15 protein-coding genes and 1 tRNA gene are annotated in these 16,965 nt (G+C 46.3%); 10 read left to right on the forward strand and 6 right to left on the reverse strand.

The genetic code is table 11. The annotated features are described in order from the left end of the window. The first annotated feature begins 737 nt into the window (after nucleotides 1-737). A complete protein-coding gene (locus tag FTO70_RS02240) occupies nucleotides 738-1,580 on the forward strand; it encodes a hypothetical protein (protein ID WP_255334079.1) in 843 nt (280 codons plus the stop codon). A 225-nt stretch (nucleotides 1,581-1,805) separates the two neighbouring features. On the opposite strand, the gene FTO70_RS02245 is transcribed toward FTO70_RS02240, so the two are convergent. Continuing rightward, nucleotides 1,806-1,988, reverse strand: coding sequence for a hypothetical protein (locus tag FTO70_RS02245; RefSeq protein WP_255334080.1), 183 nt, complete (start codon nucleotides 1,986-1,988; stop codon nucleotides 1,806-1,808). A 208-nt stretch (nucleotides 1,989-2,196) separates the two neighbouring features. On the opposite strand from FTO70_RS02245, the gene FTO70_RS02250 reads away from it, so the two are divergent. The 7 genes from FTO70_RS02250 (at nucleotide 2,197) to FTO70_RS02280 (ending at nucleotide 7,266) form a co-directional block, all read left to right on the forward strand. After that, nucleotides 2,197-2,355, forward strand: a complete 159-nt coding sequence (locus FTO70_RS02250; protein ID WP_255334313.1) for a DUF4386 family protein — start codon at nucleotides 2,197-2,199, stop codon at nucleotides 2,353-2,355. A gap of 479 nt (nucleotides 2,356-2,834) precedes the next feature. Further along, on the forward strand, nucleotides 2,835-4,157 hold the full coding sequence (locus FTO70_RS02255; RefSeq protein ID WP_255334081.1) for an NRAMP family divalent metal transporter: 1,323 nt from the start codon (nucleotides 2,835-2,837) through the stop codon (nucleotides 4,155-4,157). Nucleotides 4,158-4,408: 251 nt separating this feature from the next. Then, nucleotides 4,409-4,768, forward strand: a complete 360-nt coding sequence (locus FTO70_RS02260; RefSeq protein ID WP_255334082.1) for a hypothetical protein — start codon at nucleotides 4,409-4,411, stop codon at nucleotides 4,766-4,768. Nucleotides 4,769-4,955: 187 nt separating this feature from the next. Next, the gene (locus FTO70_RS02265; protein ID WP_255334083.1) at nucleotides 4,956-5,474 is read left to right on the forward strand and encodes a pentapeptide repeat-containing protein; all 519 of its coding nucleotides are present in this window, start codon (nucleotides 4,956-4,958) and stop codon (nucleotides 5,472-5,474) included. Between the two features lie 125 nt (nucleotides 5,475-5,599). Further along, the gene (locus FTO70_RS02270) at nucleotides 5,600-5,947 is read left to right on the forward strand and encodes a hypothetical protein (RefSeq protein WP_255334084.1); all 348 of its coding nucleotides are present in this window, start codon (nucleotides 5,600-5,602) and stop codon (nucleotides 5,945-5,947) included. Nucleotides 5,948-5,978: 31 nt separating this feature from the next. Next, on the forward strand, nucleotides 5,979-7,019 hold the full coding sequence (locus FTO70_RS02275) for a hypothetical protein (protein WP_255334085.1): 1,041 nt from the start codon (nucleotides 5,979-5,981) through the stop codon (nucleotides 7,017-7,019). Nucleotides 7,020-7,047: 28 nt separating this feature from the next. Next, on the forward strand, nucleotides 7,048-7,266 hold the full coding sequence (locus FTO70_RS02280) for a DUF3149 domain-containing protein (RefSeq protein ID WP_255334086.1): 219 nt from the start codon (nucleotides 7,048-7,050) through the stop codon (nucleotides 7,264-7,266). A gap of 244 nt (nucleotides 7,267-7,510) precedes the next feature. Here FTO70_RS02280 and FTO70_RS02285 read toward each other — a convergent pair. Next, a tRNA-Val gene (locus FTO70_RS02285) sits at nucleotides 7,511-7,584 on the reverse strand. 265 nt (nucleotides 7,585-7,849) lie between these two features. Here FTO70_RS02285 and FTO70_RS02290 point away from each other — a divergent pair. Further along, nucleotides 7,850-8,614 carry an A24 family peptidase C-terminal domain-containing protein gene (locus FTO70_RS02290; protein WP_255334087.1) on the forward strand — a complete coding sequence of 255 codons (765 nt, stop codon included), beginning with the start codon at nucleotides 7,850-7,852 and terminating at the stop codon, nucleotides 8,612-8,614. A 219-nt stretch (nucleotides 8,615-8,833) separates the two neighbouring features. On the opposite strand, the gene FTO70_RS02295 is transcribed toward FTO70_RS02290, so the two are convergent. From FTO70_RS02295 to mutS, 4 genes are all read right to left on the reverse strand, one after another. After that, entirely contained in the window at nucleotides 8,834-9,421 is a 588-nt protein-coding gene (locus FTO70_RS02295) for a cobalt-precorrin-7 (C(5))-methyltransferase (RefSeq protein WP_255334088.1), read from the reverse strand. Between the two features lie 54 nt (nucleotides 9,422-9,475). Beyond that, the gene (locus FTO70_RS02300; protein ID WP_255334089.1) at nucleotides 9,476-10,489 is read right to left on the reverse strand and encodes a cobalt-precorrin-5B (C(1))-methyltransferase; all 1,014 of its coding nucleotides are present in this window, start codon (nucleotides 10,487-10,489) and stop codon (nucleotides 9,476-9,478) included. A gap of 642 nt (nucleotides 10,490-11,131) precedes the next feature. Further along, nucleotides 11,132-13,327, reverse strand: coding sequence for a DNA mismatch repair endonuclease MutL (mutL, locus tag FTO70_RS02305; RefSeq protein WP_255334090.1), 2,196 nt, complete (start codon nucleotides 13,325-13,327; stop codon nucleotides 11,132-11,134). Between the two features lie 129 nt (nucleotides 13,328-13,456). Next, nucleotides 13,457-16,195, reverse strand: a complete 2,739-nt coding sequence (gene mutS, locus FTO70_RS02310) for a DNA mismatch repair protein MutS (RefSeq protein ID WP_255334091.1) — start codon at nucleotides 16,193-16,195, stop codon at nucleotides 13,457-13,459. Between the two features lie 298 nt (nucleotides 16,196-16,493). On the opposite strand from mutS, the gene FTO70_RS02315 reads away from it, so the two are divergent. Further along, nucleotides 16,494-16,721, forward strand: coding sequence for a hypothetical protein (locus tag FTO70_RS02315; protein ID WP_255334092.1), 228 nt, complete (start codon nucleotides 16,494-16,496; stop codon nucleotides 16,719-16,721). Nucleotides 16,722-16,965: the final 244 nt, after the last annotated feature.

The raw sequence follows: 16,965 nt of genomic DNA on the forward strand, positions 1-16,965 counted from the left end.
CTGGAATCACGGCCTCATTTCCTCCATGTGAGAAGAAATCGGTCGTGTCCGCTAGTTACTGAAAATGGTGAGCACAAGAATCTATCTGCATTTGCCTCAAATGCAGGAGCTGTACTCGTTTTTTCAGAATTGATCAACTACTCAAGGACACGACCAATATTTTATCTGAGTTATATTTCCTTCTGAGTCTACTGGAAAATTAATTCCTGTTTTGAACTGAAAACGTTAGCATTAAACCGTTAAATGCCTAAAGTGGAAATTTTATCCATGATGTCTAATGTATTTGGTTTCATACATTGAACGAGTGAGTGCAATGTAATAAATTTACAGTCTGAATTTAAAATCAAAAATGTCCATTATCCCACTTCTTCTTTGTCTAAAGGCACAAAACAAACATTTCATCTGTTTTTCCCTACTTCATATGTTCCCGAACTTAAAAAATAGAGAATCTGGATTCATATGATCACATGTTGAAAAAAATACAACATTAGTGTGTATAGGCAATCTTTGCACAGATATCCTCATCTCTTGTAATATAAATAAGTGGCTAGCGACGTCTTTTTCTAAAATCGATAGCAAGAGAGAAGATTTGATCTACGAAAATTCACTGTAGAAAGCGGAATCAATATATCAAAATAATTTTTATATCATAATATATTATATAATACTGTGATACTATGAAATATAAAACGCTGTTATACATTTTATTGATAGTAAGCATTATTTTCTCTGGTTGCGTGGACATTACAGATTCTTATAAACCAGGAAATTTTGGTGCAACAGAAGAAGAAGCTGAAATGGTTAATGCAATAACTGAGAAGTACGGAGATGTGACACAGGACGGCGAACCAAGATTATTGGAAGTTATGATGACTTCTTCAATAAACAACTTTATTCCTGTTGATAAAGTACTAAAATATTCAAAAGACTCAGACAAATTATATGTATGGTTTGTTTATGATAATTTTAACAATGATGTCTTATCTATCGAATGGACTTATCTGAACGATGATTATCTAATACACACATTTGAGTCCGAGACGGGAGAAGATTTCGGAAGAGGAGCATTCATCCTCGAAAAGCCAGACAGCGGATGGCCCATTGGTAAATACGAAGTAAAAATAACGGGTGCCGGAGTTTCAGAGTCTGTTGAATTCGAGATAATTGATGGCCCTACCGAATCAATACCATTAGAAATTTTATCTAATAATGTAACTTCTACTAATTCCGATTCTGCAAATGAAGAAGAACTCATAGCTCCTCAAAGTGGTTTTGAAGTAGAAGAAACGGATTATAGCTTTGTTGGCGAATGGACCTCAAATTGGGGAGATATGAAATTCGAGAGATCCGGAGATCAAATTATAGGCGAATATACTCATGACAGTGGAAAACTGGTAGGTGTCGTAAATGGCGATGTTTTTATTGGAACATGGTCTGAAAGCCCATCATATACAGGTCCACGTGATGCAGGAGATGTAGAATTAAAGTTAAGTTCAGACGGCAATTCGTTCACTGGTAACTGGAGATATGGTTCAGAAGGTGCAACATGGAGTGGCGGATGGACGGGTCAAAGAAAATAATGGTGTATTAATCCTTCTCCAAATAGTTGGAATTAACACCACAATTCGAATAGGTTCACCATGGGAGCAAGAATTTTTGGGTACATTGCGAGAAAGTGATTTGCCTTTAAATTCTTGTCAAATCCTTTTTTGTGGATTTTTTATAATCCCTCTTATGCCTTTCAGATTCCTTGTTGATCTCTCAACAATCCGCCTGACGAGAGTTTTTTGTATAGAAACGCGTATTTACATTATTTTTTCAAAGATAATTGAGGATAGGATATATAGCAAGTAGGCTATTGGCAATAATACCAAGATCGCGTACAGGAGATGTCCAAGAGAGCTCAGACCTCTCATTATCCGGACTTCAATGCTGTTTCCCCCACGAATTACAGCACCATCATAGCCTATTATGCTGTCAAACAGCATGAAATATGTCTCATCTTTTTTCGTATCTATTCAGCTACCCACTAATCAATATCAAGAGCCGTAATTTAGGTGATTTATTATGTGCAACATACTTAAGTTTATTTTATTTACTGATGTCAATTGATGCCGTTTTCACTTTTGGTATGATCCCCTAATTTGAGTACTCCAAATAGTCAAAATCGGAATCAACCGGCTCATTTTATGGTAGCTGAATAGTTACCTTGGTTATTTAGTTTTCAAGTCGGGCTTCATTCCCGGAATTCTGGGCGTCCTGTTGATTGTTGCAGGTTTAAGCTATCTAATAGATTATTTTGCACTTTTTCTTTTTCCCGACTTCGATGTTTCAATTAGCCTGTTAGTGGGTTGAGGGGAATTGTTATTCATGTTCTGGCTTTTGTTGAAAGGTGCTAAAATACCCGAAATGGAATCCTGAAATTGATTCATTATAGCATTTGGCAAAAACCAGAGAAGACAAACGATTCAAAAGCTAGAAAAAAGCTATCATAAGACTCAGAAATATTGGAAAAACCAGAAAAATAAGATGGGCACGCTGATCCTTGTGCCTGGGGCCTCCGCCATGTGAAAGTTCCTCATGTCGGATTAGCTCTTTTTATTATTCATCAAGATTGCGAACGCAATTTTGAGCTCATTGAAGTGAAACTCTAAAAAAGGGCAGTATCCTGCCTGTTGCTTTTCTACGTATTCTGGGGAATCCGGATATATTGCCTGGGTGAGCCGGAAAACAGCCCGAAATATACACATTCTAAAATAAAAAGCTATTTATATTTTCGAAACTGTTACGCAGTTTGTTAAATTGATACCTGAATCCTGCTCAGAGATACAAACATGATCAAAAACACGTTTACTCACGAAGTGCAACCGAAAAATGAGGCTCTCATGCGGGAAGCTACCGAATATCCCGACAGCCGTTCCAATCTGTTAAAAGCTATTGGGCCGGGAATTCTGGTGGCCTGTTCCGCTATTGGAGGTTCGCACCTTGTCTGGTCAACCCGGGCAGGGGCGCAGTACGGCTGGAGCTTGATCGGGTTGATTTTGCTGGCTAATTTATTGAAGTTCCCGTTTTTTCTATATGGTCAGCGCTATACGGCTGCAACAGGTGAAAGTCTCCTGGCGGGGTATCGTCGGCAGGGTGTTGCCTATGTATATATTTTTCTTGCCATCAATATCCTGACCGGAATCATCAATACAGCCGGGGTGGCCATGCTAAGCGGTGTACTCTTTGCAGGATATGGGTTTGATGGGGGTCAGGTTCCCGTTTTCACGGTTGGCATTCTAGTGATTTGTGCTGCGGTTATTCTGCTGGGACATTACAGACTGCTGGATAAAATCTCTAAAATAGTGGTTGCCGTGCTAAGCCTGAGTACTCTGGTAGCTCTGGGCCTGGCGTTTGCTCACGGTCCGGTTGCATCTCCCGATTTTACCGGTCCCAGCGCCTGGACGTGGCAGGCTTTCCCGTTTTTGGTGATGCTGCTCGGCTGGATGCCGGCGCCGGTGGACCTGTCCGCCTGGTCAAGCCTGTGGATGTTCAGCCGTGAAGAAGAAACCGGTCACTTCGCTACGCCCCGGGAATCTTCCATTGACTTTTATCTGGGATATGTCATGGCTGTGGTCATGGCCGTGGCTTTTGTAGCGCTCGGCAAACTGATTATGTACGGTTCAGGCCAGGAGCTTGTCACCGGAGGCACCGGCTTTAGCCAGCAGCTGGTCAGTCTGTACTCGGCCAACATTGGTGAATGGTCAAAGCCCCTTATTTTGACTGCTGCCTTTTCCACCATGTTCAGCACCACCATGACCTGCATCGATGGTTATCCGCGCTCGCTGGCAGCGAGCTGTACGTTGCTCAGCGACAGCTTTGCCAGGCGCTTCAAGCAGATCTTCCAGCTCAGTATTGTGTTGTCGGTGGTTGCAGCCTGCGTAATCGTGCTGTACTTCGTCCAGAACCTGCTGCAACTGTTGAGCTTTGCCGCCATTATCAGCTTTGTCACCTCTCCGATTCTTGCCTACATCAACTACCGGGTGATGAACGGCAGCAACGTGCCGGTCGAAGAACGTCCAGGGCCTTTTCTTAAGTTGTTGAGCCTGGGAGGGTTGCTGTTTTTCCTGCTGATGACCGCCGGATTTGTCTACGTGACATTTATCCGGGTCTGAAGGCAGCCAGATGCTTCAAAGAGGTGAAAGCAAGTACGTGAGTAGAAAGAATCCGTGACTCCTACCCCAATTGTAGAATCAAATTTAATTTTAAGACACCCTCTTAGATATACAATATGGGCCCGCTGAGATTCAAACTCAGGACCTCATCCGTGCGAATGTTTCTTATGATGTCGAAAATACGTTTGTAAACTTGTATGTATAATTATATACTACATTTTATTTATATACTATATATTATATGGACAGTCATGCTGCTTAAATTAGGTTGGGAGAGTGATAAGACGGCTGAGAAAAAACCTATCATCAGAGTGTATTTCGCCAAAATCAAGGAAGCATTTTATGACCTCTCTGAAGAGGAAAAGTCTGAGTTCATGCGTAAGGATCGCGAGCAAATGGACGAGCTAGGCATGAAACTCCTGATGACGATTGACTGCCGCTGGTCTAATGAAGAGTGGGATTTTATCGGGGTCGAGGAATGGCCAGGTATAGAAGCTCTTGAAGAGCGTGCCAGATTCGAAAAAGAAGAACTGGAAGCATTCAGGTATGCCGAATCGAAGACTTATCTGGGTACCGGTACTTTTGGAATTGGTGAATATGGCAAGGAATGAAACCTGAGGAATATCACAACGCAAAGATGCAATAGTCACAGGGTTAGGGTTACTGATCATGACTCTGGCCTATTTCGTCGCTGATTTTTTTGCTTTCCAGATCCCTTGAATCACGTTTTCATTTCCTCCATGTGAGAAGAAATCATATAATACAGCAACACTATCTCTAAATAATGGAATACCAGGAATGGAATACCAGGACGAAGAGTTTGAAGCCGAAACCTTTAAAGATATTGATCTTACAGACGTATCTTTCAAAAATTCAAGGTTTATTGATTGTGATTTTGAAAACTGCAACTTATCAAATGTCGATCTGGATAACACAAAATTTCAGGATATAAGATTCAAGAGCTGCAAAATCCTGGGATTGGATTTTTCAAAATGTAATGACTTTATACTCGCTTTTGGATTTGAAGATTCTTTTCTTTCCCTGTCAGTATTTTCTAACAAGAATTTAGAAAATACGGATTTTACCAATTGCCAGATCTATGACTGTGATTTTGTGAATACTAATCTCAAAAATGCGAATTTTGAAAATTCCGATCTTAAGAACAGTCTCTTTCAAAATTCGAACCTTAGCTTTACATCATTCAAGAATGCAAAAAATTATGATATAAACCCAAATAACAATTTTCTAAAAAAGACAATATTTTCTATCCCTGAAGTTATCTCCCTTTTAAATATCTATGACATTGTACTGGAATAAACCATTGTTTTAGAGGCTTCTGGTGAAGATTTACTAAAAGAGATTACTTCAATGCTCGAATAAAATTCTTTGAAAACAATATAGTATATAAATGCCAAGGGTTAGAAATCAAAATATGTGATTAAATGGTAATTATTAGCCTCTTAACTGCATTGATTTTAACAATATTAATAGAAGAGACTGTTACTTTTCTTCTCGGGTACAGAAATAAAAACACATTCTTAGTAGTCTCTTTAGTCAACGTAATAACAAATCCAATTGCAAATTACATTGTAATGGCAAACAATATTTTCAATATCATAAAGCCCAATATTTCACTGGTAATCATTCTTGAGGTCTTGATTGTTTGCATTGAGTGGAAAATACTGGAATACGCTCTTCCAGGTCAGGAAAAACAATCCTATTTATTCCTTTCAATAATAATGAACCTCGCTTCTTTTTTAACAGGAATAATTTTATTCGGCCTGCCATAGGCATATATATCAAAATCAAGCAAAATAGCTTATGCCCTCTGATTTTACAAAAAATCTCACAGTTTACGGGTTATCTCACGCAGCAATTGATGCAAGTTGTGCTGCAGTGGCATTTTCATTATTATCTTCAAAATCAATAACTGATGAATACTTTATCCAGCTAGTCGTCATGTATAATGTTATTGCTTTCGGCTCCCAGACTTTAGTCGGCCTTCTGGTAGATAAGTATAGATGTCCAAAACTCTCAGCAATTTCCGGTTCTACTATAACAGCATCAGCAATACCTGTCTCTTTTCTATCGCCCCTGTATGCAATAATCCTTGCAGGCATCGGAAATGCCCTATTTCATGTCGGCGGCGGGACAATAAGTCTTAACCTGACAAAAAATAAGGCAGCATCACCAGGGATATTTGTAGCTCCCGGAGCATTGGGACTTTTAATAGGAACGCTTTACGGAAAAAGCGGATCCTTTACAGCCTGGCCGTTGCTGATAATAATCGCTATTCTCTGTGCCCTCATGTATTATACGAAATATCCGGAAATAAATTACAACACAGACGAGAAAATAAACACAAATTATTTTGAATCAATCATACTCTTGCTTCTAATGACAATCGTAGCAAGATCAGTAATCGGCTCAGTAGTCGTTTTGCCCTGGAAATCCGACATCTTTCTATTAGTAACACTAACCTCAGGTATAGTCCTGGGAAAAGCTTTCGGTGGAATTGTAGGAGATAAATACGGCTGGCAAAAGGTAGGAGTCATATCTCTTTTAATATCTGCTCCACTACTCGCATTTGGAGCACCAATACCGGAGGCAGCAATACTCGGAATTTTCCTCTTCAATTTTACAATGCCGATTACTCTGGTAGCAATCTCAAATACACTTCCAGGAAGACCAGGCTTCTCATTTGGCTTGACGACACTGGCATTAATAATCGGAGTTCTCCCAACATACGCAGGCGCAGGCAGTTTCCTGTCACAAAGTCCTTCAGTATTCGCGATAATCATCAGTTCAGCAATAGTCCTGTATTATGCACTATCTTTATATGGCAGAAAAATAAATGCCTAAAAAATAAACGAAAGTTGAAGGTAAAAATATGAAAAAAGCAAATCTTATCATAATATCATTGTGCCTAAGCGTATCCATTTTACCATCAGTCGTTCGTGCAGATGTGGTTTCTCCAGGGGCTACTGCTGCCTTCCTATTGATTATTATAGCACCCATAATTGGAATAATTGCCCTAATTGCCTGGCTGGTGATTAGAAAAATTAAAAAAGATTCTGATTCTGAAAGAGAGCCAGAAATCAGATCCTAATGCTACAGAAAAAATTTTTCAAGGATACTGGTTATATTCAGAGGAATAATAGTTCGAATTGTAATTATACTTCTTGTTTTAGTATCAAGAATATTTTATCTGAGTTATATTTCCTTCTGAGCCTACTGGAAAATTAATTCCTGTTTTAAAAAGATCAGGTCGTGTCCCTTGAAGCAAGAATCGAAGCATTAGAAAAAGAAGTCTATAAAACCTCTATATCCGAAAAGAAAGAAGATATAAGAAGTGGGCCCGCTGAGATTCGAACTCAGGACCTCCGCCGTGTGAAGGCGACGTCATAACCGTCTAGACCACGAGCCCATGGTGTATAAGGGAACCCCTAAGGGTTGAGCAACCATACAATATAACTTCTTACGTATAAGCTTATCGCTTGCAGGTCAAGTTCGGGTTTCCCGGGCCGGATATGCTGCCATTTCATCTCTGCTTTTCTTGATAAGTTTTTCCGGTTTTCTGGTTTCTATGGCTTTTCTGGTTTTTCCGGTTAAAGGGGAAATTCGTTTCTCAGCCGATAAAGTAAAGAAGTAATAATGTAAAAGATCATAAAAATAATTTAAAACTGGTTTACATGATCGAAATCCTGAAAATCCTCTTTGCAATGCCCTTTTTGCTTTACTCCTGCTACTCCGACCTCAAGGCCCGCAGGGTTTCAAACAGGGTCTGGAAGTACATGCTTGCCTCTGGCTCTGTCTTTATACTCTACGAGCTTTTTACCGGTGGGCTTCCCTATCTCAAGGCCCTCCTCTTTTCGGGGGTGGTCGTTTTTGTCTCAGTCTATATCCTCTTCCAGCTTGGGGCTTTCGGAGGAGGGGATGCAAAAGGGCTGATCGTGCTTTCCCTCATCTTTCCCCTCTATCCGGTTTTCCGCCTGGGAGAAGAGTTCTATCCCCTGCTCGGGCTTCCTCCAATAGGGCTTTTCACGTTCACGGTTTTTGGAAATGCCCTTCTCCTTACCGTCCTGGTCCCGCTCGGGATGTTCTGCTACAATCTCCTGCATTTCTCTCCTGAGATGCTCAAAAAACCCCTTTACATGTTCATAGGGTACAGGACCGAGGTATCTTCCCTGAAATATAAGGAACATCTGGGCCTGATGGAGAAATTCGAGCTAACCGAGGAGGGAACAATAAAGAGGAGCTTTGCCCGGACAGGGCTTGACTTCAATGCAAACCTGAAGCCCGAACTTGAAGAATACGCAAAAAAAGGGTTGATAGGAAAGGAAGTCTGGGTAACTCCAGGCCTTCCGTTCATGCTTTCAATTACTGCAGGCTTTGTTGCAGCAGTAGTTTTCGGGGATTTGCTCTTTTACATGGTAATGTACTTTATGATATACTGAAATTCATAGTGCACTGAAGTTCATAGTGCACTGAAGTTCATAGTGCACTGAAATTCATAGTGCACTGAAGTTCATAGTGCACTGAAGTTCATAGTGCACTGAAGTTCATAGTGCACTGAAGTTCATAGTGCACTGAAGTTCATAGTGCACTGAAGTTCATAGTGCACTGAAGTTCATAGTGCACTGAAATCCCTTTTTAACTTTAATTTTCCACTCATTTTACCTTTTTTGCACAACAAGGAGCCCATAAAGGATTGTTTCTGCAATTGGGGGGTTTTCCGGGGTTCCTTTTGCGATCCTTTCTTCGGGGTAGCCCAGGTTTTCGCAGGTGTAGAGTTCTGCCTCAAGGCCCAGTTCCTTCAGGACTTCTGCAACTTCGCGGGAACCGAACTTTTCGTCCGGGAGGAGGAAGATGTTCCTGCCGTTCTTCAGTTCCTGGATCAGTTCGGCTTTTGCGGGCCCGAAGTCCCGGCCATGGGCCGTGATCGCCGTGAGGTTTGTCAGGTTCACTCTCGTGCGGGCACAGGCTACCTGCATTGATGAGATCCCCGGGATCACGGTATCCTTTTCCCCGGCAAATTTCCCGAGCCCGGAGAACATGGGGTCTCCCGTGGAGAGGATGACGGCGTCTGCGGGCAGGAGGTGGAGGGACTTGTAGTCCTTGATCGTGCTTGTCTTGCAGGTGATGTATTTCTGTGCAAGTTCAATAGCCCTCTTTGCGCCGTAAACGATCGACGCATTTTGAATCGCCTCGATCCCTTCTTCCGTGAGCATGCCGGGCCCGACCCCGACTCCTACCACTATCATGGTTTTCTTCCCCTTTCGTCCTTTGCCTTTTTCGTCCTTTACCTTTTTCATCCTTTAATTTTTGCTGTCCATAAGGACTGATCCGTCCCTTTCGATGACCACTATCCTTGCGCCATTCCCTTTTTCGACCGCCATTTCGAAGGCTTCTTTAAGGCGCTCGTGCTCAGGGGCTTTTTCAAGCATCTCCACGACCGTTGCGTACCCGCTTCCTTCCAGCATTTCGGGGTTGCCCCATTTCAGGACAAGGCCGGGAAGCCCGCAGATTACGATGTCCCCCGAGGCGGATTCAAGCCCTTCCGAGATCCTGCTGCCGACCATTACCACGGTGTAGTCCGGGAAAAGCATGTGGGAATAGCGCATCCCTATGCGCCCTGTGGTCAGGACCACTTTGTCGGTGCAGCGGATCAGGTCCCCTTTCATCTCGCCCAGGTGGTCGTTCCAGGGCTCAACAAAGCCAGTGCTCCCGAGAACGGAAATCCCGCCTTCGACCCCGATCCTGCTGTTTAAGGTCTCTTTTCCGATCCTTTCACCTTCGGGAATGGAGATTGTAACCTCGGCTCCCCGCAGGCCCAGTTCTTCTACGGCTTCCTGCACCGCGGCTTTGATCTGCTCCATGGGTTTGGGGTTGATGGCAGGCTGGCCTCTTGGGACCTGAAGCCCGTCCCTTCTTACCACACCTATCCCTTTGCCTCCGAGGATGCGGACCCCGTCTGCTTCCCGGGCTTCGCCCACAAACTCGAGTCCCCGGGTGATGTCGGATTCATGGTCGTTCTGGACCTTTTTCACGACTGCACGCCCTTCGGAGGCCTCGCTGACTTCCAGGTAGGCCCTGAGCCCCACAGGAGTCGGGACGGATACGCGGTCAATTTTCTTATTGAGCGCGAGGACCGCGGCCTTTGCTGCGGCACTGGCTGTGGTCCCGGTGGTGTACCCTCGCTTCAGGACTGAGCCGTCGCTCAGGACCACAATCATCCCGGAAGCCACTTTCGTTTCAAGTTCTTCCCTGGAAAGCCCGGCGCGGGCAATCCATTCCTCCGGGATTTCGAAATTGTTAACGGGATCTATCATGGAAGAATACTCGGAGGTTTTTTATTATAAATGTATTGACGTGGAAATCGAAAATGCTGTGTTCAGTTGCAGCATAGCGGGTCCGAAAAGATGACGATAAGTCATAATTCGAAAATTGCATGTGAAAGCTCTAACTGAATACGTCAACAAGTGGTAGAAGAGCAGTAGGGTTGAGAAGAGTAGAGTTGAGAAGAGTAGAGTTGAGAAGAGTAGTAGAAAAGTGTTGGCATCATCCCAGAGGTTTTGGGGGGTTTCATTCGTTTTTCTGGAAGTTGGGGTTGTTTTTGGGGGGTTGGGGTTAGAGAATGGTGGGGGAACCATCCTATGTTGGGGGGTTGGTGTGTGAAAAATAGCCTTATGGAATGATGCCTATCCAGATGCCAGTACTCTGCCTGACACCCGCTAATACATTTCAGTTATATTATATAAATGTTTAGGATGCAGGGCTCCTGTTTCCTACAGGGAAATCTATTGACATGCTTAGGGACCAATTGTCTATATATTTCCTATGTCTTGCCCGGATGGCAGTGGTTTCTGGCCGAATCTCCAGAAAGTCCTGGTAAAAAACTTTCTGTTTTTCTGAGTTTGGGAGGGAAAAATTCGGGAAGGGAAAATCTCCAGTTTCTCCCTCCTCGGCGGACTTTACTGGATCCTTGCAAACATACGGTCCAGCTCCCCTTTCGTAAAGGAAATGACCGTTGGCCTCCCGTGGGGGCAGGAGTAAGGGTTTTCTGCCTGTTTCAACTGCTCGATAAGTTCTTCCATCTGCCTTATGTTGCAGGCTGCCCCTCCTTTGATTGCCGCCCTGCAGGCCATGGTCTTGCAGACCCTTTCCGAAACCCCCGTGTCCTTTTTGACCTTGCCTCCTGCGAGGAGGTCGGATATGACGTCATGGATAATGTCCGGGTCTTCCAGCCGCCCGAATACTTCCGGAACAAAGGTGACCACGTAGGTGTTGTCCCCGAACTCCGAGATCCCGAAACCGTATTCCTCCAGGTAGGGGATGTATTCTTCCATGAGAACCTTTTCTTTGGGGGTAAGGTCTATCGTGACCGGGGTAATGAGCTCCTGCACCCTGGACTTTTTCAGCCTCAGGACCTGCTCATAAAGGATGCGTTCGTGGGCTGCGTGCTGGTCGATAATCACAAGGTCTTCTCCCTTTTCGGCAAGAATGTACATTTTCGAGACCTGTCCTATGATCCGCAGGCCTTCGAGGGGGTCGGTGTTTGCCTTTTTCACGGGCTTTTTCTTTTGAGTCTCCCCGGTTTCCGTATCACCGGCTCCTCTATTTCCGACTCTTTCATTTCCGACTCTTTCATTTCCGACTCTTTCATTTCCTACTTCTACATCCCCTGCTCCTGCATCTCCAGCTTCTTTTTTCCCTGCCCCTTCTGCCCCTTCCTTTTCATTTTTCTTTTCTTCCCCCTGCCCGTTTTCCTTCCGGGCTTCAGGGGCTTTGCTTTCCCCCCCCATATCCAGGAGGCGCTCCGACCTTTTCAGCCTCCTTTCGGTGTCTTTTACGGGGTAGCTGTAGGTCTCACGGCTGTAAGTTTCGGGTTTTTCCCTGAAGAGTTTGCTCCCGCTGTCCGAAATCCCTGCTTTCTCCGGAAACTCCACGCCCTTTTTTTCTGCCTTTTTCTCTTCTACCCTTTTCTCTTCTACCCTTTTCTCTTCTACCCTTTTCTCTTCTACCCTTTTCTCTTCTACCCTTTTCTCTTCTGCCTGCTTTTCGGGCTCTTCTTTAGCTCCCGGAATTTGTGGCTTTTCTGCGGCAGCCGGGGCTTCAAAGGTTTTCTGGAAGGTCCTGCCCTCTTTTTCCCTGATCTCGGGGGCAAGCCCGTGTTCCGATAGGGATTTTTCCACGGCCCGGGTGACGGCATCTCCCAGTTCCTTTTCCCGGCTGAAGCGGACCTCGGCTTTTCTGGGGTGCACATTTACGTCTACCTCCTGCGGGTCGAGGGTGAGGGAGAGCACGGCCACAGGATAACGGTCTTTTGGGATTTTCGTGTAGTATCCCAGGCGGACGGCAGCGTTGACGGCTTTTGAGGTTACGGGACGGGTGTTTACGAAAAGGAAAAGCTGGTCGCTCCCCCCCCGGGTTAGTTCGGGCTTTGAGACGTAGCCCCGGAGCTCAAAGTCTTCCTCCCGGAATTCCAGGGGGAGCATGGACCTGGCAGTTTCGGGGCCGAGCAGGTTTACGACACTGTTGAAGAGGTCATCCGAACCGGAGTTCCGGAGGACCGGCTTTCCTTCGCTGAGCAGGGCAAAGGAGATCCCCGGGTTTGCCAGGGCGAGCCTGGTGACGAGGTCCGTGATATGGGCAAGTTCGGTGCGGTCGCTTTTCAGGTACTTGCGCCGGGCAGGGGTGTTGAAGAAGAGGTCTTTTACATGCACTGAGGTCCCCGGGGCTGTCCCGGCATCCGAGCTTTCCTGCACCTTACCCCCATGGATGACTATCCTGGTGCCTGCAAGTTCTTCCGGGGGCCGGGTCAGGATTTCCACCTTTGCAATGGCGGTGATGGATGCCAGGGCTTCTCCCCGGAACCCCATGGTGGTCATGGTGTCCAGGTCTTCGATTTTCGTAAGCTTGCTTGTTGCGTGTTTTTCATATGCGAGGAGGGCATCTGCCCGGCTCATCCCGCAGCCGTTGTCCCTGACCAGGATGGACTGCTTTCCCCCTTTTTCGACCTCGATCCTTATTTCCGTGGCTCCCGCATCGATTGCGTTGTCCACCAGTTCCTTTACAACGGACGAGGGGCGTTCGATCACCTCCCCGGCTGCGATCTTGTTTATGGTGTCCTTATCAAGGATCCGGATTTTGTTTCCCTGCCCTTCCATGCCTCTATCTCCTTTTTTCCAGTTTCTTCTTTTTCCCGATTCGTGGTCTTGAAGCTTAACCCAACATTTTCCCGATTCATGATCTTGAAGCTTTATCCAAGCATTTTTCCCGATTCGTGGTCTTGAAGCTTAACCCAGCATCTTTTTCAGTTCGTGAAGCTTGTTCAGGGCTTCAAGGGGTGTCATCTCGTCCACGTTCAGCCTCTTCAGGGCGACTTCCACGGGGCTTTGCCTGTTTGCCTGCGCCTGGGACCCTCCGCCTCCGCTGCCGGGGTCAAAAAGCATCATCTGGGTGTAGCGTGTGGCTGCCTTGCCTTTTTTCCTTTTCCCGTTTTCCCCTTCTTCGGCTTCTTCCAGCAGGTTTTCCCGTTCCAGTTCCTTCAGGATCTCGTTTGCCCTGTCTATCACCTTTTCCGGGACCCCGGCAAGCCTTGCCACATGGATCCCGTAACTCCGGTCCGTTGCCCCAGGCACGATTTTTCTCAGGAAGACCAGTTCGTGGCCTTCTTCTTTCACTGCGATGTGGTAGTTTTTGACCCGCTTTAACTTTTCCTCAAGGGCTGTCAACTGGTGGTAGTGCGTGGCAAAAAGGGCCCTTACCCCGACCTTTCCCCGGTTGTGCAGGTACTCAACCACGGCTTTTGCAATGCTGTACCCGTCGTAGGTGCTTGTCCCTCTCCCGATTTCGTCCAGGAGGACCAGGCTTTTGGGGCTTGCGTTGTTAAGGATGTTTGCAAGCTCCACCATCTCCACCATGAAAGTGCTCTGCCCGGATGCCAGGTCGTCAAAAGCTCCTATCCTCGTAAAGACCTGGTCCACGACCCCTATCGAGGCATGGGACGCCGGGACAAAGGAGCCGGCCTGGGCCATGATCGCAATCAGGGCTGTCTGGCGCATGTAGGTGGACTTTCCTGCCATGTTGGGGCCCGTTACCAGCAAAAACTGCTTTTCCTTGCAGTCCATTTCAGTATCGTTCGGGACAAAACCCCCGGGCACGGTGTTTTCGACCACCGGGTGCCTCCCGTCCCTTATCAGGATTTTGCAGTCTTCGGTTAGCTGGGGGCGGACGTAGTTGTTGTTTTCGGCAGCCTCCGCCAGGTTTGCGAGCACGTCCAGGGTCCCGATCCTTTCTGCGGTTTTCTGGAGCTCTTTTGAACAGGCTGCCAGGGTCCGGGTGATTTCCGTGAAAATTTCGTATTCCAGGGCCACGGCTTTTTCATTGGCTGTCAGGATCAGGCTTTCCTTTTCCTTGAGTTCCGGCGTAAAGAAACGCTCGGCGTTGGCCATGGTCTGTTTCCTGATGTAGTCATCGGGTACCTGGGCGTTGTTAGCGTTGGTAACTTCTATGTAGTAACCAAAGACCCTGTTGTACCCCACTTTCAGGGACTTGATTCCGCTCCTGTCCCTCTCTTTTTGCTGGAATGCGGCAATCCACTGCTTGCTGTTGCTTGCAATGTCCCGCAGTTCGTCCAGTTCTGCACTGTACCCCTGCTTTATCATCCCCCCTTCCCTGACTGAAACCGGGGGCTCTTCTCCAATTGCGTTTTCTATCAGGTCCACCAGGGTCTCAAGTTCGGAAAAAGCAGCAAGTTCCTCTGCGCACTCTTCCAGGAGCCCGGCTCCTGCCTTTTCCCGCAGGCAGTCCCGGATAGGGGGGACAGCAGCCAGGGACTTTTTAAGGGCGACCAGGTCCCTTGCGTTGGAATTCCCGTACACGACCCTGCCGACCAGGCGTTCGATGTCCCTTACGTCGGATAGCCAGTCCCGGAGGTCGTAGCGGAGCAGGGCGTCTCCTGCCAGTTCTTCCACCGCGTCCAGCCGGAGGTTGGCCTTTTCTACGGAGAGGAGGGGTTTTAAGAGCCACTTTTTCAGGGTCCTGCTTCCCATCGGGGTCCTTGTGCTGTTTAAGATGCGAAAAAGGGAGTTTTCGTCCCCGTCGTCCCGGACGTTCTTTGCGATTTCCAGGTTCCGCAGGGTTACCGAATCAAGGATCATGAACTCGGAGTTCGAGTAAGTCCGAAGAGTATTGATATGGGCAAGGTCCCGCATCTGGGTGGTCTTTGCATACTCCAGGGCAGCCCAGGCGGAATACACGGCAAGCTCCATGCCCTCACACCCCATTCCTTCCAGGGTTGCGACCTTGAAGTGGGTTTTTAGCTTTTCTCCGGCTTCCGCAAGTTCGGAAAGTCCGGGGGCAAACTCCTGGACGATGGTCTGCTCCCTCAGCCGGGCCAAAAGTCTGGAGTTCCCGTAAAGGGAAGGCGGGAGGATGCATTCAGCAGGGTGCATGCGGGCAATTTCGCTCAGGAGCTTTTCAAAACTGTCCGAGTCCCGGAACTGCGTGGTAAGAAACTCTCCTGTGGAGATGTCCAGGAAAGAGACCCCGAATTCCATTTCCTTTTCCTTCTCCTTTTCTTTCTCCTTTTCTTCTCCCTTTCCGGTTTTTCCTGCTTTCCCGGCTTCCCTTCCGGCCACGGCCATCAGGTAGTTGTTCGAGGCGTCCGAAAACATGGAAGAGTCGATGGCTGTCCCCGGGGTCACCACCCGGACAACGCCCCTTTTTACGACGCCTTTTGCCTGCTTCGGGTCTTCCAGTTGTTCGCAGATGGCCACTTTATACCCTTTGTTGATAAGCCTGGGCAGGTAGGTGTCAATAGCATGATAGGGGATTCCTGCAAGCGGCATCCTCTCCCCCGCCCTGTCCTTTCCCCGTGCGGTCAGGGTGATTTCAAGTTCCTTTGCAATGGTTTTTGCGTCTTCCCCGAAGGACTCGTAGAAGTCACCCATCCTGAAGAAGATGAGGGCATCGGGGTATGTCTCCTTGGCTTCGTAGTACTGGCGCATTGCAGGGGTCATCTGGTCATTCATTTTTATTCCACTGAAGCTGTTAAATTGGTTTGGTGTAATAGTGTAAAATAGAAAGCAGGGTGCAGTTAATCTGGCAAATTAGTTCGGGTCAGTTAATCTGGTAAATTAGTTCGGCTCAAATTAGCTTAAGCCTGTTGCCGCATCCCAGCAGGCTGATTGCCATTGCCGGGTCACTGCAGCTTGAATTTTATACCTTTTGAATGCTATGCCTTTATGTGAATCATGCTTCTTATATATAATTTAACAATTCGGCATTGTAAACCTATCAAAGGAGGAAACTATTCTGAGCCGGGAGAAATTGATCGAGGTTTGCCCTGTCTGCGGGAATGCGGACCTGTATTATGAGGTAGGAGGGTATGCAGGGGCGGTCTATCACTGTAAGGAATGCGGTTATGTGGGGGCCTTCGTTGTCGAAGGCAATGAGGAAATGGTTGAGAAAATCAGGGAGAAGTATAAGAGGGAAAAGGGGAAGGAACGTGAAAAGGGAAAGGAGCATGAAAATGGGAAGGAAGAGGAAGAAAAGTAAGTCAGCAAAATAATTTGCAGGTCTGCAAATATGAGATTCCTGACTTAATGGCTTTTCAAAATCTTGCAAGTAATGTTTTGCAAGTGCCCTTCCTAAAAAATTCTGCGTATTTTTTCTTTGTTACCCGATTCTTGATCGTCTATACTCTGATTATATCAAGTTAAATTCAGTATCTGATTTGAGAACCTCATTCGGAACTAATAATTTCATGGAATAATTATTTAACTGTTCCTGTCCTTTAAGG

The sequence above is a fragment of the Methanosarcina sp. KYL-1 genome (genome assembly GCF_024372725.1).
Taxonomy (GTDB): Archaea; Halobacteriota; Methanosarcinia; order Methanosarcinales; family Methanosarcinaceae; genus Methanosarcina.

Bases quoted from the DNA above. Each gene is read 5' to 3' on its own strand.
- FTO70_RS02280 (WP_255334086.1), top strand. From the start codon at position 7,048: ATGAAAAAAGCAAATCTTATCATAATATCATTGTGCCTAAGCGTATCC.
- FTO70_RS02270 (WP_255334084.1), top strand. From the start codon at position 5,600: ATGGTAATTATTAGCCTCTTAACTGCATTGATTTTAACAATATTAATA.
- FTO70_RS02245 (WP_255334080.1), bottom strand. From the start codon at position 1,988: ATGCTGTTTGACAGCATAATAGGCTATGATGGTGCTGTAATTCGTGGG.
- mutS (WP_255334091.1), bottom strand. From the start codon at position 16,195: ATGAATGACCAGATGACCCCTGCAATGCGCCAGTACTACGAAGCCAAG.
- mutL (WP_255334090.1), bottom strand. From the start codon at position 13,327: ATGGAAGGGCAGGGAAACAAAATCCGGATCCTTGATAAGGACACCATA.
- FTO70_RS02295 (WP_255334088.1), bottom strand. From the start codon at position 9,421: ATGATAGTGGTAGGAGTCGGGGTCGGGCCCGGCATGCTCACGGAAGAA.
- FTO70_RS02290 (WP_255334087.1), top strand. From the start codon at position 7,850: ATGATCGAAATCCTGAAAATCCTCTTTGCAATGCCCTTTTTGCTTTAC.
- FTO70_RS02300 (WP_255334089.1), bottom strand. From the start codon at position 10,489: ATGATAGATCCCGTTAACAATTTCGAAATCCCGGAGGAATGGATTGCC.
- FTO70_RS02255 (WP_255334081.1), top strand. From the start codon at position 2,835: ATGATCAAAAACACGTTTACTCACGAAGTGCAACCGAAAAATGAGGCT.
- FTO70_RS02275 (WP_255334085.1), top strand. From the start codon at position 5,979: ATGCCCTCTGATTTTACAAAAAATCTCACAGTTTACGGGTTATCTCAC.
- FTO70_RS02265 (WP_255334083.1), top strand. From the start codon at position 4,956: ATGGAATACCAGGACGAAGAGTTTGAAGCCGAAACCTTTAAAGATATT.
- FTO70_RS02260 (WP_255334082.1), top strand. From the start codon at position 4,409: ATGCTGCTTAAATTAGGTTGGGAGAGTGATAAGACGGCTGAGAAAAAA.